The organism is Variovorax sp. 679 (assembly GCF_003952185.1).
Classification (GTDB): domain Bacteria; phylum Pseudomonadota; class Gammaproteobacteria; order Burkholderiales; family Burkholderiaceae_C; genus Variovorax.
This window is the reverse complement of record NZ_RXFS01000009.1, coordinates 206,490-221,932: the sequence shown is the minus strand read 5'-3', so window position 1 is coordinate 221,932 and position 15,443 is coordinate 206,490. Positions and strand designations below refer to the sequence as shown.

Below are 15,443 nucleotides of genomic sequence, written 5' to 3'. Positions count from 1 at the left end.
CGAGGCGGATGATTTTGTAACTAAATTATTACATTCATTGCAGCCAAAGAAACAGGCCCGGGGAGCAGGGTTAGCCCCGATGAAACAACACTTGGTGCATCGCATGCACTTCCGCGTGGCATGCACCTTCGGCGCGCATCTCGCCGCGAGATACGCCGATCTTCATTCCATATGAATCTTGCGTGGAAACCCGCACCGGCACGGCGGGTGCGAGGGCGACCATCGACTGCAGCCGAACCAGTACGAAGGAAAGCGACGCACCCATGAGCACCAGCACCATCGCGCAGCCCTACGAGGGTCGCTTCGACAGCACCTCCGATGCCGTCTACCGCAAGGTGGGATGGCGGCTTATTCCGCTGCTCTTCCTCTGCTATATCGTGGCGTACCTCGACCGTGTGAACGTGGGCTTCGCCAAGCTGCAGATGCAGGGCGACCTGCAGTTCAGCGACGCGGTCTACGGGCTGGGCGCGGGCATCTTCTTCATCGGCTACTTCCTGTTCGAGGTGCCGAGCAACGTGGTTCTGCACCGCGTGGGTGCGCGCCGCTGGATCGCGCGGATCATGATCACCTGGGGCGTGCTGTCGGCGGGCACCATGTTCGTGAGTTCGCCGACGTCGTTCTACGTGATCCGCTTTCTGCTCGGCGCGGCGGAGGCGGGCTTCTTCCCCGGAATCATCCTGTACCTCACCTACTGGTACCCGGCCGCGCGGCGCGGCAAGGCGACTTCGCTGTTCCTCGCGGCGATTCCGTTCGCGGGCATCCTCGGCGGCCCCTTCTCGGGCTGGATCCTGCAGGGCATGGGCGGCGTCAACGGCTGGGCCGGCTGGCAGTGGCTGTTCCTGCTGCAGGGCCTGCCGACCGTGGCGCTGGGCCTCGTCGTGTGGCGCTACCTCGACGACCGCGTGAAGGACGTGCGCTGGCTCACGCCGGCCGAGCGCGAACTCATCGCCCGCGAGATCGCCGCCGAAGACGCCGGCAAGGCCGAGCCACGCATCGCCAGCGTGCTGGGCAACGGCCGCGTGTGGCTGCTGGCGCTGGTGTACTTCGCCTACACCTCGGGGCTGTACGGCATCTCGTTCTGGCTGCCGAGCATCATCAAGGCGACGGGCGTGAAGGGCGCTCTCGACATCGGCCTGCTCAGCGCCATTCCATGGACATTCGGCGTGGTCGCGATGTACTTCATGGCCCGCAGCGCGGACCGCCGGCTCGAGTACCGCTGGCACAGCGCGCTCGGCGCCGTCGTCGGCGCTGTGGGGCTCGTGCTGAGCGTGGCCTTTCACGGCAACGTGACGCTCGCGATGGCCGGCCTCACGCTGGCCACGATGGGCATCATGTCGACCTTTCCTGTCTTCTGGGGCATGCCGACGGGCTTTCTCGGCGGCGCGGCGGCGGCGGCGGGCATTGCGCTCATCAACTCCTTCGGCAATCTCTCGGGCTTCAGCGCGCCGTATCTCATCGGCCTCATCAAGGATGCGACGCAGAGCACGGATGCGGGGCTGCACATGCTGGCGGCGCTGCTGGTGATCGGTGCCGTGCTGGTGCTGTTCGTCAAGCCCGGGCGCGCGTCGTCGCTGCGCTGAGCCGCATTCAGGAGGCCCGAGATGGATTCGGTCGTGAACATTCCCGTGCGTTCGAGCACGCGGCGCTCCCCGTCACCGGAACTGCTGGCTTTGCTGCAAGGCAGGTTCGCGGAACGCTTTTCAACCAGCAAGGTCGTGCTGCTGCAGCATGGCACCGACGAATCGACCTATCCGCCGCAGCCGCCCGATGCGGTGGTTTTCGTGCGCAGCACCGAGGAGGCGGCCTTCGTGGTGCGCGCATGCGCCCGCGAGCGAGTGCCGGTCATCGGCTTCGGCGTGGGCTCTTCGGTGGAAGGGCACCTGCTGGCCGTCGAGGGCGGCGTGTGCGTCGACTTCTCGCAGATGAACAAGGTGCTGGCGATCCGGCCCGGCGATCTCACGGCCACGGTGGAGGCGGGCGTCACGCGTGGGCAGCTGAACACGGCACTGCAGGGCACGGGCTTCTTCTTCTCGGTCGATCCCGGCGCCGACGCGTCCATTGGCGGCATGGTCGCCACGGGCGCGTCGGGCACCAACACGGTCCGCTACGGCACCATGCGCGACAACCTCGTGAGCCTGACGGTGATCACGGCCGAAGGCGACGTCGTGCGCACCGCCTCGCGGGCGCGCAAGAGTTCCGCGGGCTACAACCTCACGCAGCTGTACTGCGGCTCCGAAGGCACGCTGGGGCTGATTGCCGAGGCCACGGTGCGGCTGCATCCGCACCCGGAGACCTATGCGGCGGCGGTGGTGCATTTTCCGTCGGTGCGCGCGGCGGTCGATTGCGTGATCGAGTCGATCCAGATGGGCGTGCCGCTGGCTCGCGCCGAACTGCTGGACGCGCTGACCATCCGCGCCGTGAATGCGCACAGCCGCACCACTCTGGGCGAACACCCCACGCTGTTCCTCGAGTTCGGCGGAAGCCAGGCGCAGGTCGACGAGCAGGCCGACACCGTGCGGGAGATTGCGGGCAACCATGGCGGCGGCGCTTTCCAGTGGGCCAAGCGGCCGGAGGAGCGCTCGCGCCTGTGGACGCCGCGCCATCACGCCTACTTCGCCTGCCTGCAGCTGAAGGCGGGCAGCCGCAGCCTGAGCACCGATGCATGCGTGCCGCTGTCGGCGCTCGCGCAGTGCATCGAGGAGACGCAGGCCGACATCGCCGAGCACGGGCTGCTCGTGCCGGTGCTGGGGCACGTCGGCGACGGCAACTTCCACTGCCTTGTGCTGGTCGACCCTGGCAGCGCGGAGGAGAACGAGGCGGCTGAAGCTTTCAGCCATCGCCTGGTACAGCGCGCGCTGCGACACGGCGGCACGTCGACCGGCGAGCACGGCGTGGGGCTGCACAAGATGAAGTACCTGGTCGAGGAGCATGGCGTTCATGGGGTGGCGCTGATGCGTGCGGTGAAGCAGGCGCTGGACCCGCACGACATCTTCAATCCCGGGAAGGTCGTCGGCCCGGTGGAAAGCTGAGTACGGCAGATGTGCGCCCTAGAATCTCCGGCCTCGCCCGCACCCCGCGGCGTGCGGCCGGAGACCCTTCGATGGAGTTGCGCCAGTTCAAGTACTTCGTTGCCATCGTGGACTGCGGCAGCCTGTCGCGCGCCGCGCAGCAACTCTTCATTGCGCAATCGGCCCTGAGCAAGCAGATGGCCGAACTCGAGGGCGAACTCGGCACCCAGCTGCTGCTGCGCAGCCGTAACGGCGTGGCGATGACCGAGGCGGGCAAGGTCTTCTACGAATACGCGCAGGGCATCACCAAGCAGGTGCGCGACGCCAAGGCCGCCGTGCATGTCGCGGCCGAGTCGGTGTCGGGTTCGGTGGTTGCGGCGCTGCCGCAGAGCGTGTCCCCCATGATCGCGCTGCCGCTGATGCGCGCGGCGGCCCGCCGCTATCCCGACGTGGTGCTGCACCTGAACGAGGAGCTCACCGGCAACATGGCCGACCAGCTGCTGCGCGGCCGCGTCGACGTGGCGGTGTTCTCGCCGACCATGCCGGCGGAAGACATCCAGTTCACACCGCTGGTGGAAGAAGACTTCGTTTTCCTCGAATCGCCGCAGAGCCCGCATGCGCTGCCGCCGGGCGACGTGAGCATCGGGCAGGCCACCGCACGGCCGCTGGTGTGGCCTGCCCATGCGCATGGCCATTGCACGCGCTGGCTGGTCGATGCGGTGCTGGAGCAGGCGGGGCACCCCGCAGCGCGGGTGGTCGCGGAGATCAACTCGGTCTACACGCTGAAGGCGGCGGTGGAAGCAGGGCTGGGGCCGACCATCATGCCGTTCGGGCTCGCGCAGCGCGAAGTGCAGGAAGGCCGGCTGGTCGCGCATCGCATCGCTTCACCGTCGATGCACCGAATGCTGGGGCTGTGCGTGTCGGTGCATCTCCCGGTCACGAATGCCAAGCGCGCCGTGTGCACGCTGATCGCGGACGTGGTGCGCGACCTGTGCGAGAGCGGGCAGTGGGCCGGCGCGCGTGCGCTCGCGCCGGCGAAGAAAACGAGGTGAAGTGCCTCGCGCGCTTCAGGCGCGGCGCTTGCGGGGCGCGGCAGCCTTCGCAGGCGGCGTGAAGAGGCGACCGATGGCCTGGCGCACATCGGTCTTCATGCTCTCGACGGCCTTCGCATCGCCGGACATGTGCTTGAGCAGCGCCTGCTGGAAGAGGCCGTCGAACAGCGCATAGGTGGCCGATGGCGACATGCCGGGGTCTTCGCCCGATAGCTCGGCGAAGCGGCTCATGATGCGCCAGATCATGTCTTCCAGGCTCTTGTCGATCTGCACGACGTCGGCGCGGAAGGCTTCCTCGAAAAGCGCCTGCGAGCGCAGGTCGTACCAGAGGCGGTGCACGTGGCCCTCGTCGCACAGCGTGTCGCCGAGGCTCTGCAGGAAACCGTCCATCAGCTCGTCGTAGGTGGTGGCGCTTTCCACCGCGTGGTCGTAGCGGGTGACGCAGCGGGCCTTGTACTGCTTCACGCTGCAGATGATCAGGTCGACCTTGTCGCTGAAGTAGTAGTGCAGGACGCCATGCGAGAACTCGGAGTTCTGCGCGATCTCTCGCAGGCTGGTGCGTGCGTAGCCCAGTGCGGCCAGCGTGGTCAGTGCGGCCTCTCCCAGTTCGGCTCGGCGTTCCGAGAACTTGTCGACCCGTGCCTTGGGCACCCGTTCGGCGTGCTTCTTTACCCGTTGATGTGTCGTCATTGAAAGCCGGGCCGCATGCCTGCCAGCCCCCGTGTTCCTCTTGATTGCAAACCATAGCACGCAAGCGGGAGAACCCGCATCCGGCGTGTCACGGATGCCATTCTAGAAAAACTTGACGAGTGACAAGAAAAATCTTGACAGTCGTAAAGTCGATTTCTAGGATGACCGCTCCATCTCACAACATATCCACAGGAGACAAGTGATGGCCAAGTTCGACTTGAAAGGGCGCCGTGCGCTCGTGACAGGCGGTGCGCGCGGCATTGGCGCGAGCATTGCCGAGGCGCTGGCCGCGGCCGGTGCTTCAGTGATGATCGGCGACGTGCTCGCCGACCTGGGGCGCGAAACCGCCGCCAGGCTGTCCGCGTCGGGAGCGAAGGTGGGCTTCGTGCCGCTCGACGTCACGAAGGACGGCGACTGGGCCTCGGCCGCCGAGACCACGGTGAAGGAGCTCGGCGGCTTCGACATCCTCGTCAACAACGCCGGCATCGAGATCACCTCGCTGGTGGTCGACGTGAACGCCGACGACCTGCGCCGCATGCTCGACGTGAACGTGGCCGGCACGCTGCTCGGCATGAAGCACGCGTTCCGCGCGATGCGCCCCGGCGGCAGCGCGGGCGGCGGCGGGGCGGTGGTCAACATCGCGTCGGTCGCGGCGACCATCGCGTTCCCGGCCATCTCCGGCTACTCGGCCACCAAGTCCGCCGTCGACCGCGCCACGCGTGTCGCGGCCATGGAGTCCGGCAAGCTGGGCTACGGCGTGCGCGTGAACTGCATCTATCCGGGACTGGTGCCCACCGACATGGGCATGAAGCTCGCCCAGGACATCGTCGCCGCGGGGCTCGCACCCAGCGTGGAGGCGGCCGTGGGCGACGTGGTCGGCCAGACGCCGCTCGGGCGCCTGGGCGAAGTCGGCGACATGGCCGACGTGGTGGTCTTCCTCTGCTCCGATGCGGCCCGGTTCATCACCGGCGCAGGCATCGCTGTGGACGGCGGCATGGGCATGTGAGCAGGTAGAAAAGGAGACACGACATGAGCAGCAGCAAGAAGAAACCCGTCGTCGTATACGGCGCCTCCGGCTACACCGGCCGGCTGGTGTGCGAATACCTGCGCGAGTACAACATCCCCTTCATCGCCGCGGGCCGCAGCGCGCAGAAGGTGGAAGCGGCGATGAAGTCCAACGTGCCCGGCATCGAGACCGCGAACTACGAGGTGGTGGAAGTGGCGCATTCGGTGAGTGCGCTCACCGAGCTCTTCACCGGCGCCTCGGTGGTGCTCAACACGGTGGGGCCATTCGCCAAGTTCGGCCCCGAGGTCGTCGATGCCTGCCTGGCCGCCGGATGCCACTACACCGACACTACCGGCGAGCAGGACTGGCTCATCACGCTCGACCAGAAGTACGGCGCCAAGTTCGCCGCCGCAGGCCTGTTGCTGTCGCCGGGCCTCGCGCACATGTACACCACGGGCGAGATCGCGGCTCAGCTGTGCCTGGAGACGCCTGGCCTCGACACGCTCGACATCGCCGTGTTCTGGGGCGGCAGCCCGACCATCGCATCCACCCAGACCATCCTGGTCAATGCGGCGACGTCGAAGGCCTACTACCTGGAGCAGAACGAATACGTGGAGTGGCAACCCGACGCGGGCCTTTACCACCTGTCGATTCCCGGCCAGCACGAGGCAGCGCTGGCGCTGCCCTGGGGAGGAACCTCGCACCCGGTGTGGTTCAAGCGCGACCCGCGCGTGGCCAACGTGAAGGTGCTCGGCGGCGTCTTCAACAAGCCGCTGATGCAGGGTGTGCCGCATATCGTGGCCGCGGCGCTCAAGGCCACCGAAGGCATGAACGACGAGGATCGCTATGCCGCGCTGGCCCAGACGGCGGCGGGCGTGATGAACACCATGCCTCCGCGCGAGAACCCGCGCATCAACAAGTCCGTCGACTCGGTGCACGCCTCCGGTCCGCTGGGCCGTGTGCACTGCGTGATCTTCGGCAACTGCAACTACAAGCAGACCGGCCTGCTGCAGGCCTTCGCGGCGGCTTCGCTGCTGCAGCAGCCGCCACGGCGCGCCGGCTTCGCCTCGGGCTGCCAGGCCTTCGGGCATCGCGAGCTGCTGGGCGCGCTGCGCGGCTTCGGGCTGGTGCAGGAGCCCGTGATCACCCGGATGGGCTGATCCCATGCGCCTGGTCGACTACCTCGACAAGGGCGCCCAGCTGGGCGCCCACTCGCCCTGCCTGACCATGGGCGGCACCAGCCTGAGCTATGCCCAGGTGCAGCGCATCAGCTGGCGCGTGGCGCGCGGGCTGCAGCGCGCCGGCGTCCGGCCGGGTGACAAGGTGGCGGTGCTGTCGAGCAACGACGCGACCGCATTCGCCACGGTGTTCGGCATCTCGCGCGCGGGCTGCGTGTGGTGTCCGATCAATCCTCGCAACGAGGCGGGCGAGAACGCCTTCGTGCTCGATGCCTTCGATTGCGCGTGCCTGGTCTTCCACGGCAACTACGCGGCCATGGTCGAGCAGATGCGTCCGCAACTGCCCAAGCTGCGGGCGCTGGTGTGCCTGGACCAGCGGCAGGCCTTCGCGCCCTCCATGGAAGATTGGCTGGAAGGTCTGGACGATTCGCCGCTGGACATCGCACCGCCCGACGACGTCGCGATGATCGCCGGCACCGGCGGCACCACCGGCCAGCCCAAGGGCGTAATGCTGTCGGGGCGCAACCTCGAGTCGATGTCGGCGCTGACGCTGATGGGCTATCCCTTCGAGGGCCGGCCCGTCTACCTCGCGCTGGCGCCGCTCACGCATGCGGCCGGCGTGCTGTGCCTGCCGATCATGGCGCTGGGCGGGCAGGTCGTGATCATGCCCAGGCCCGACCTGGGCGAGTTCCTCGGGCTCATCGAGGAACACAGGGTCACCCACACCTTCCTGCCGCCCACGCTGATCTACATGCTGCTGCAGCATCCGCAGCTCGCGCAGACGACGCTCGATTCGCTGCAGTGCTTCTGGTACGGCGCGGCGCCCATGTCTGCCGCGCGGCTCGAGGAGGCACTGCAGAAGATCGGCCCCGTCATGGCCCAGCTCTTCGGCCAGACCGAGGCGCCGATGATGATCTCGATGATGTCGCCGCGCGAGCACTTCAACGACGACGGCACTGTCGCGCGGCATCGCCTTTCGTCGGCGGGCAGGCCGGGGCCGCTCGTGCAGGTCGGCGTCATGAGTGGTGACGGTGCGCTGCTGCCCACGGGCGAGAGTGGCGAGATCGTGGTGCGCGGCTCGCTCGTGATGCTCGGCTACTACAGGAACCCGCAAGCCACCGAGGAGGCCTCGGGCCACGGCTGGCATCACACGGGCGACATCGGCTACCTGGATGCCGATGGCTTCCTCTACATCGTGGACCGCGCCAAGGACATGATCATCTCGGGCGGCTTCAACGTCTACTCGGCAGAGGTCGAGCAGGTGCTGATGCAGCACCCCGACGTTCAGGACAGCGCCGTCGTCGGCCTGCCCGACGAGAAGTGGGGCGAGCGCGTGGTGGCCGTGCTGCAGCTGCATGCCGGGCGACAGGTGGACCCGGACGAGATCAAGGCCTTCGTCAAGGCGCGCATCGGCAGCGTGAAGGCGCCAAAGCAGATCGAGTTGTGGCTCGACCTGCCGCGCTCCAAGGTGGGCAAGGTGCTGAAGAAGGAAGTGCGGGCCACCTTGCTGCAGCGCGAGGATCAGTCGCCGCCCTGATAGTGGTCGTGGTGCGCCCGGCGCAGCTCGAACTTCTGGATCTTGCCGGTCGACGTCATCGGCAGCGCCGGCAGGAAGACGACGCGCTTCGGCACCTCGAAGCCGCCCAGGTGCTCCTTGCAGTGCGCGATCAACGCGGCTTCGTCGAAGTCCGTGGGCGCGTCGGGTCTGCGCGTGACGAAGGCCGTGATGGCCTCGCCCCAGCGCTCGTGCGGCAGGCCCACCACCGCCGCATTCAGCACGGAAGAATGCCGCAGCAGCACTTCCTCGACCTTGATGGAGGGCACGTTCTCGCCGCCCGACTTGACCATGTCCTTCAGCCGGTCGAGAAACATCAGCTGCCCGTCGGCATCCAGCTTGCCCAGGTCGCCCGAGTGGTGCCAGCCGAAGCGCTGCGCATTCGCCGTCGCCTCGGGGTCGTTGTAGTAGCCGAGCATCACGTTCGGGCCGCGAAAGACGATCTCGCCGACCTGCTCCGGCCCGAGCAGGTCGCCGTCGTCGCCCATCACCGCGACCTCGTTAACCAGCGTGGCAACGCCCCAGTACGAGCCGAAGCGCCGGCGCTGCTCGTGCGTCTCGAAGATGGTGGCGCCGGGGTACATCTCTGTCTGGCCCGAGGCCAGCGCGAAGTTGGGGCAGAACTCTTCGAGCAGGCGCAGCAGCAGCGAGCGCGACATCGGCGCCATTGCATAGACGCAAAGCCGCAGGCTCGAGAGGTCGCGCGTCGCGCGCTGCGGGTGCGCGAGCAGCGCGCCGTACATCATCGGCAGGCCGACCGTCACCGTGATGCGATGCCGCTCGATGGCGGCGAGCATCGCGCCCGGATCGAAGCCGCGCAGCACCACCAGCGAGCCACCCACCGCCAGCGCCGACATCGCCACCGTGTGCTGGCCGCAGTGGAAGAGCGGCAGCACGGCGCTCCACACGTCGGCGCGCTCGGGGCTGCTGCCCCACTCGACCATGTTGCTCAGCAGCACCGAGTGCACCGAGGCGTGCGAATGCATCACACCCTTCTGCCGGCCGGTGGTGCCGCTGGTGTACATGATGAGCGCGAGCTGCGTGCTGGCGATCTCCACGTCGGGCAGCGTTTCAGGGCCTTGCGCGATGGCCTGCGGCACGGTGGGCAGGCCGTCGGGCGGCACGTCGCCGTCGAGCACGCACAGCAGGGGCGAGATGCCGGATGAGTCCAGCAGCTGGCGCAGATCGGGCTTCGCGTGCAGCGCGGTGTCGATCACGATGTGGCGCACGCCGGCGTGCCCGAGGATGTAGCCGATGGCGTCCACCGCCAGCGAGGTGTTGATCGGCACCCACACCAGTCCCGCCTTCTGTATGCCCAGCATGGCGACCACCATCTGGATCGAGTTGTTGCACAGCATGCCCACGCGGTCGCCGTTCGCGAGGCCCAGGCCCAGCAGGTGATGCGCGAAGCGGTTCGACGCGGCGTCGAGCTCGCCGTAGGTCATGCGGTGCTCGCCTTCGATCAGCGCAGTGCGTGTGCCGAAGCGGCGAGCGCTGCGGTGGATCACGTCGCCCAGCGCGATGCGCGAGATGCGCGAATGGAACTGCGGCGGCACAGGGCCGGTGGCGGCTGCGGGCATGCTCTTCGTCTCCGTTCTTCGATGGTGGGCGCAGCTTATGGCCTGGTGCCGCGCCGCGTCTTGCGAAGACTGGCTGCCGCCGCGGCGCTAAAGTGCCGCCCATGCGCAGACACCTCTCCACCACCACCGGGCCCCAACGCCTGCTGTACGGCGCCGTCGCGGGCTGTGCCGTCATCGCCGCGCTGATGCCGGTGCCCATGAGCGGCATGGCGCGCGGGTTGATCGGGTGGTGCACGGCGGTGGGTGTGCACCAGGTGCTGGCCTGGTGGCTTGCCTGCACCTTCGATGCGAAGCGCACGCGCGAGCGGGCGCAGCTGCTGGACCAGCCCAACGTGGTGATCCTGGTGTCGATGCTGGTGGTGGTGGCGATGAGCGTGGTGGCCATCGCCATGCTGCTGCAGCAGGTGAAGGGGCTGAGCGGCTGGGAGCGCGCGGGGCACGTCGCGCTGGGCCTTGTGGCGCTGGCGGGCTCGTGGCTGACGATGCACACCATCTACGCCTTCCACTACGCGCACCGCTACTACATCGACCAGAGAGGCGGCACGCCCGACGGCGGGCTCGACTTTCCGGGCAAGGACGACGCCCCCGACTACTTCGATTTTCTCTACTACTCGTACGTGATCGGCATGACTTCGCAGGTGTCCGACGTGCAGGCCACTTCGAAGGAGATGCGGCGCATCACGCTGCTGCACAGCGTGCTGGCCTTCGCTTTCAACATGCTGGTGCTGGCGCTTTCGGTGAACGTCGTCGCGGGCGCCGTGTAGGCGCCCCGCGATTCAGGCTCAGGCCGGGGCCTTGCGGGGCCAGCCCGGCTTGACGATGCCGGTCGACAGCGCCACGCCGCACACGATCACCACCGCGCAGATCAGCATCCACTGCGTGATGTTCTCGCCGAGGAACACCGCGCCGTAGAAGAGCGCGAACACCGGCACCAGGAAGGTCACCGTCAGCGCGCGGGCCGGGCCGGCGCGTTCGATCAGGCGGAAGAACAGGATGTAGGCCACGCCCGTGCAGGCGATGCCGAGCGCCAGCAGCGCGAGCCATGCGCGCAGGCTGGGCATCTGCGCGGGCCAGAGCCAGAAGGCGGGCAGGGCGAGGAAGACGGTGGCGCCGATCTGGCTGCCGGTGGCCGTGGTGAGCGCGGGCACGCCGCCCAGGTGGGCCCGCGTGGCGCTGGCCGAGATGCCGTAGCAAAGGCATGCGCCCAGGCAGGCCAGCACCGCGAAGAGCGCGGCATTGCTGCTCGCGCCGGCGTGCAGGCCGGCGCTGCGGCTGGCGAGCATTGCCACGCCGGCGAAGCCGATCAGCAACCCCACGAGGCGCCAGTTCGCGGGGCGCTCGCGGAACCAGGCCCAGGCCACGAGCGCGCCGAACATCGGCGTGGTGGCGTTGAGCACCGCCGCGAGGCCGGTGTTGATGGTCAGCAGCGCGAAAGAGAACAGCGCGAACGGCATGCCCGAGTTGAAGACGCCGACCGCGAAGCTGGCCTTCCAGTGCTTCGCGAGGGAAGGGCCCTGGCCGCGCAGCAGCGCGATGGGCAGCAGGAACAGCGCGGCGATCGCCACCCGCACCGCGGCCGTCGGCAGCGCGCCGAACTCGGCGGCACCGATGCGCATGAAGAGGAAGGACGCGCCCCACAGCGCGCCCAGCAGTACCAGGTCGATGAGCCAGGCGGTAGGTGCGAGGGGCTTGGCGGCTGCGATGTTGTTGTTCGTCGTGGTCATGCGTCTTTCGCTTCTCGTCTCTTCTCTTTGTTGAAGGTGCCTACAGCGCGCCCTCGAGTTCCAGAAGGGCTGTCTTGCGGTGCAGCCCGCCAGCGTAACCGGTCAGCGAGCCGTCGGAGCCAAGCACGCGGTGGCAGGGCACGATCACGCTGATCGGGTTGCGCCCCACGGCCGCGCCCACCGCCCGCACGGCGGTCGGGTTGCCCACGTTGACGCTGAGGGCGCCATAGCTCGTGGTGGCGCCTGCCGGAATGGCCAGCAGTTGCTGCCACACGCTCTGCTGGAACGCGGTGCCGTGCGACAGGTCGAGCTTCATGTCGAAGTGATCTCGCTTGCCGGCGAAGTAGTCGCGCAGTTGCGCGGCGGCTTCGACGAGGGCGGGGTGGTCGTTCTTCGCGATCCAGCCGGCGGTGTCGGGCCAGTGGCGCTGCTGGTCGAACCAGACGCCGGCCAGCCCCTTGTCGGTGGCCGCCATCGTGATGCCGCCGAGCGGCGTGTCGATGTGCGAGGTGTAGATGACTTTGCTCTTGAATTTCATGACGCTTCAGGCTGCGACGCCTGCCGTGGTGATGGGGAGAGATCCGGCGTCGCTCGCCGGAGGGGACGAAGATGGCGAGGAGGCCGCTGCGGGCGCGTGCCACGCCCGCAGCACCGCGTAGCTGCGCCAGGGTTGCCATGCCAGCGAGGCCTCGCTGGCCGCGCGCGCGGTGGTCACGCCCAGCGCTTTTTGCAACGCGACGTCGCCGGCCGGAAAGGCGTCGGGCCAGCGCAGTGCGCGCATCGCGATGTACTGCGCGGTCCAGGCGCCGATGCCGGGCAGTTCCTGCAGCGCCGCGATGGTGGAAGGCACGTCGGCCCCCGCATGCAACGCCAGCTTGCCGGCCGCGACTTCGCTTGCGATGGCGTGCAGCGCGGTCTGCCGCTGCCGCACGATGCCGAGCCGGCCCAGTTCGTCGCCGCTGGCGGCGGCAATGGCCGCTGGCGTGGGGAACAGGCGGTTCAGCCCTTCGACAGGCGTGGCCAGCGGCTCGCCGAAGGCCTCGACCAGCCGCGAGCCCAGCGTGCGCGCCGCCGCCACCGTGATCTGCTGGCCCAGCACCGCGCGCACCGCGAGCTCGAAGCCGTCGACCGCGCCGGGCACGCGCAGGCCGTCGCCGTGCGGAAAGGCCGCGTGCAGCGCCGCGTTGATGGCCATCGGTTCGGCGTCGAGGTCGAACAGAGCACGCGCGCGACTGATGACGATGGGCAGCACGGCGGCCAGCGAATCGCTGACCGACAGCAGCATCTGCTCGCGCTCCAGGTCGAAGCGCAGCTGCAGCCAGCCTGCGTGGGCCTGTCCGCCATGCTGGATGCGCAGGGTGCGGGTCAGCTTCGTGTAGACGGGCGTGCTGCCCTTGGCGGGTTCCTTGCCGTCGGCGGTCGAGACGACCTCGACGCCGCGCAGCGCACGGCGCGCGAAGAAGCCGAGCATGGCGTTGGCGTCGTAGGGCGGGCGGAAGCCCAGCCGGACCTCGATGGCCTTGTCTTCGCCGCTGGCGCTGCCGCCGCCGGCGCGCCGCAGCGCGCTCGGGTTCAGGCCGTAGTGTTCGAGAAAGGCCGCGTTGAAGCGCCGCACGCTGGCGAAGCCGCTGGCCAGCGCCACTTGCGTCATCGGCAGGCGGGTGTCGGCGATGAGCTGCTTGGCGGCCAGCAGGCGGCGCGTCTGCAGGTATTGCAGGGGCGACACGCCGAACTGCACCTCGAAGATGCGCCGCAGGTGGCGGTCGCTCACGCCCAGGCGTGCCGCGATCTGCGCTGCGCCGGGGCCGTCTTCGGACCAGGCGTCGGGTTCGTCGATCAGCCGCGCCGCCTGCAGCGCGAGGATGCGCGAGGCGTCCTCGGTCGACCAGCTGGCCGCGCGCGGTGCCAGCTCGGGCCGGCAGCGCAGGCACGGGCGGAAGCCCGCGGCCTCGGCCTGCGCCGCATGGCGGAAGAACCGGCAGTTCTCGCGTCGCGGCAGCTTGACGCGGCAGACCGGGCGGCAATAGATGCCGGTGGATGTCACTGCGGTGAAGAACGACCCGTCGAAGCGCGCGTCATGCGTCTTCATCGCCAGGTAGCAGGCGTCGCTCTGGAGCGCTTCGGAGGAGGTGTGGTTGGCAGGCATGGAGAAATGATACGGTTTCGCTTCGTTTCAACTGGCCGTTTCCGGACATGTGGGCACCCGGGGCCTTGCCTACAATGCCCCGTTTACAAATCCAGCAGGGAAACGCCTTTCATGCAGCTCAGCGCGTCGATCTTCAAGGCCTATGACATTCGCGGCGTCGTGCCGGTCACTCTCGATGTGGAGGTGGCGGAAGCGCTCGGCAGGGCGTTCGGCAGCGCCGCCCGCGCGGCGGGCGAGAAGTCGGTGGCCGTGGGACGCGATGGGCGCCTGTCGGGCCCCTCGCTGGCCGAGGCGCTGATCAAGGGCCTGGTGGCCACCGGCGTCGAAGTGATCGATGTGGGCGCTGTGACGACTCCGATGCTGTACTTCGCGGCCCACACGCTGTGCAGGAGCGGCATCCAGGTCACCGGCAGCCACAACCCCAAGGACTACAACGGCTTCAAGATGGTGCTGGCCGGCCGCGCGATCTACGGCGACGAGATCCAGGGCCTGCGCAGGACGATGGAAGCAGGCTCCGCCCAGCTCGCTGCGGGCGGCAGCGTGCGCAAGGTCGACGTGACCCAGGCGTACATCGAGCGCATCGCGGGCGACATCAAGCTGGCGCGACCCATGAAGATCGTGATCGACTCGGGCAACGGCATCGCCGGGGCGTCGGCCCCGGCCATCTTCCGCGCCCTGGGCTGCGAGGTGACGGAACTGTTCAGCGAAGTCGACGGCGACTTCCCCAACCACCACCCCGACCCCAGCAAGCCCGAGAACCTGAAGGACCTGATCGCGGCGCTGGCCTCGGGCGACGCCGAACTGGGCCTGGCCTTCGACGGCGACGGCGATCGCCTGGGCATCGTCACCAAGGACGGCCAGAACATCTTCCCCGACCGCCAGATGCAACTCTTTGCACAGGACGTGCTGTCGCGCGTGCCGGGCGGCACCATCGTCTACGACGTGAAATGCTCGCAGCGCCTGGCGCCGGCCATCGAGGCCGCGGGCGGCAAGCCGATGATCTTCAAGACCGGCCATTCGCTCATCAAGGCGAAGATGAAGGAAATCGATTCGCCGCTGGGCGGCGAGATGAGCGGCCACATCTTCTTCAAGGAGCGCTGGTTCGGCTTCGACGACGGCACCTATGCGGGCTGCCGGCTGCTGGAAATCCTGAGCAAGAGCCCGGACGCGAACGCCGTGCTCAACGCACTGCCCACGAGCTTCTCGACGCCCGAGCTGAACGTGGCCTGCGCCGAAGGCGAGCCGCACGCGGTGGTCGACAAGCTCGTGAAGAGCGCCAACTTCGCGGCCCCCGCGAAAGTCTCGACCATCGACGGCCTGCGCGTCGACTGGCCCGATGGTTTCGGCCTGATCCGCGCGTCGAACACCACGCCTGTGCTGGTGCTGCGCTTCGAAGGCCAGACCGATGCCGCGCTGAAGCGCATCGAGGCAGAGATGCTGGCCCTTTTGAGAACCGCGAAGCCCGACGCCAAGCTGGCCGAAGCCGCCCACTGACAATCGAGCC

General features: G+C 68.2%; 14 protein-coding genes. 8 read left to right on the top strand and 6 right to left on the bottom strand.

What is annotated here, in order from left to right:
* Positions 1-70: 70 nt before the first annotated feature.
* Positions 71-280 (bottom strand): hypothetical protein, encoded by a 210-nt coding sequence (locus tag EJO71_RS34435; protein ID WP_137860445.1) that lies wholly within the window; start codon positions 278-280, stop codon positions 71-73.
* Between EJO71_RS34435 and EJO71_RS24125 the strand changes: the two genes are divergently transcribed.
* The 3 genes from EJO71_RS24125 (at position 264) to EJO71_RS24115 (ending at position 4,060) form a co-directional block, all read left to right on the top strand.
* Positions 264-1,580, top strand: a complete 1,317-nt coding sequence (locus tag EJO71_RS24125) for an MFS transporter (protein ID WP_125951050.1) — start codon at positions 264-266, stop codon at positions 1,578-1,580. The genes EJO71_RS34435 and EJO71_RS24125 overlap by 17 nt on opposite strands.
* A gap of 21 nt (positions 1,581-1,601) precedes the next feature.
* Entirely contained in the window at positions 1,602-3,029 is a 1,428-nt protein-coding gene (locus tag EJO71_RS24120) for an FAD-linked oxidase C-terminal domain-containing protein (protein ID WP_125951051.1), read from the top strand.
* Between the two features lie 71 nt (positions 3,030-3,100).
* Complete coding sequence (locus EJO71_RS24115; protein WP_125951052.1) at positions 3,101-4,060, top strand: LysR substrate-binding domain-containing protein; 960 nt, start codon at positions 3,101-3,103, stop codon at positions 4,058-4,060.
* A 15-nt stretch (positions 4,061-4,075) separates the two neighbouring features.
* Here the strand turns inward: EJO71_RS24115 and EJO71_RS24110 are convergent, their stop codons facing one another.
* A complete protein-coding gene (locus EJO71_RS24110) occupies positions 4,076-4,750 on the bottom strand; it encodes a TetR/AcrR family transcriptional regulator (RefSeq protein WP_125951053.1) in 675 nt (224 codons plus the stop codon).
* A 202-nt stretch (positions 4,751-4,952) separates the two neighbouring features.
* On the opposite strand from EJO71_RS24110, the gene EJO71_RS24105 reads away from it, so the two are divergent.
* From EJO71_RS24105 to EJO71_RS24095, 3 genes are read left to right on the top strand one after another with little or no spacing between them, the layout of a single operon-like run.
* The gene (locus EJO71_RS24105) at positions 4,953-5,756 is read left to right on the top strand and encodes an SDR family oxidoreductase (RefSeq protein ID WP_125951054.1); all 804 of its coding nucleotides are present in this window, start codon (positions 4,953-4,955) and stop codon (positions 5,754-5,756) included.
* Positions 5,757-5,779: 23 nt separating this feature from the next.
* Positions 5,780-6,916, top strand: a complete 1,137-nt coding sequence (locus EJO71_RS24100; RefSeq protein WP_125951055.1) for a DUF5938 domain-containing protein — start codon at positions 5,780-5,782, stop codon at positions 6,914-6,916.
* Positions 6,917-6,920: 4 nt separating this feature from the next.
* The gene (locus EJO71_RS24095; protein ID WP_125951056.1) at positions 6,921-8,471 is read left to right on the top strand and encodes a long-chain fatty acid--CoA ligase; all 1,551 of its coding nucleotides are present in this window, start codon (positions 6,921-6,923) and stop codon (positions 8,469-8,471) included.
* On the opposite strand, the gene EJO71_RS24090 is transcribed toward EJO71_RS24095, so the two are convergent.
* A complete protein-coding gene (locus tag EJO71_RS24090) occupies positions 8,456-10,069 on the bottom strand; it encodes an AMP-binding protein (RefSeq protein ID WP_125951057.1) in 1,614 nt (537 codons plus the stop codon). The genes EJO71_RS24095 and EJO71_RS24090 overlap by 16 nt on opposite strands.
* 101 nt (positions 10,070-10,170) lie before the next feature.
* Between EJO71_RS24090 and EJO71_RS24085 the strand changes: the two genes are divergently transcribed.
* Entirely contained in the window at positions 10,171-10,833 is a 663-nt protein-coding gene (locus EJO71_RS24085) for a DUF1345 domain-containing protein (protein ID WP_125951058.1), read from the top strand.
* An 18-nt stretch (positions 10,834-10,851) separates the two neighbouring features.
* On the opposite strand, the gene EJO71_RS24080 is transcribed toward EJO71_RS24085, so the two are convergent.
* From EJO71_RS24080 to EJO71_RS24070, 3 genes are read right to left on the bottom strand one after another with little or no spacing between them, the layout of a single operon-like run.
* Positions 10,852-11,793, bottom strand: a complete 942-nt coding sequence (locus EJO71_RS24080; protein ID WP_125951059.1) for a DMT family transporter — start codon at positions 11,791-11,793, stop codon at positions 10,852-10,854.
* Between the two features lie 40 nt (positions 11,794-11,833).
* Positions 11,834-12,331, bottom strand: a complete 498-nt coding sequence (locus EJO71_RS24075; RefSeq protein ID WP_125951060.1) for a methylated-DNA--[protein]-cysteine S-methyltransferase — start codon at positions 12,329-12,331, stop codon at positions 11,834-11,836.
* 6 nt (positions 12,332-12,337) lie between these two features.
* Positions 12,338-13,939 carry an Ada metal-binding domain-containing protein gene (locus tag EJO71_RS24070; RefSeq protein ID WP_125951061.1) on the bottom strand — a complete coding sequence of 534 codons (1,602 nt, stop codon included), beginning with the start codon at positions 13,937-13,939 and terminating at the stop codon, positions 12,338-12,340.
* A gap of 111 nt (positions 13,940-14,050) precedes the next feature.
* On the opposite strand from EJO71_RS24070, the gene EJO71_RS24065 reads away from it, so the two are divergent.
* Positions 14,051-15,433 (top strand): phosphomannomutase/phosphoglucomutase, encoded by a 1,383-nt coding sequence (locus EJO71_RS24065; protein WP_125951062.1) that lies wholly within the window; start codon positions 14,051-14,053, stop codon positions 15,431-15,433.
* Positions 15,434-15,443 lie beyond the last annotated feature (10 nt).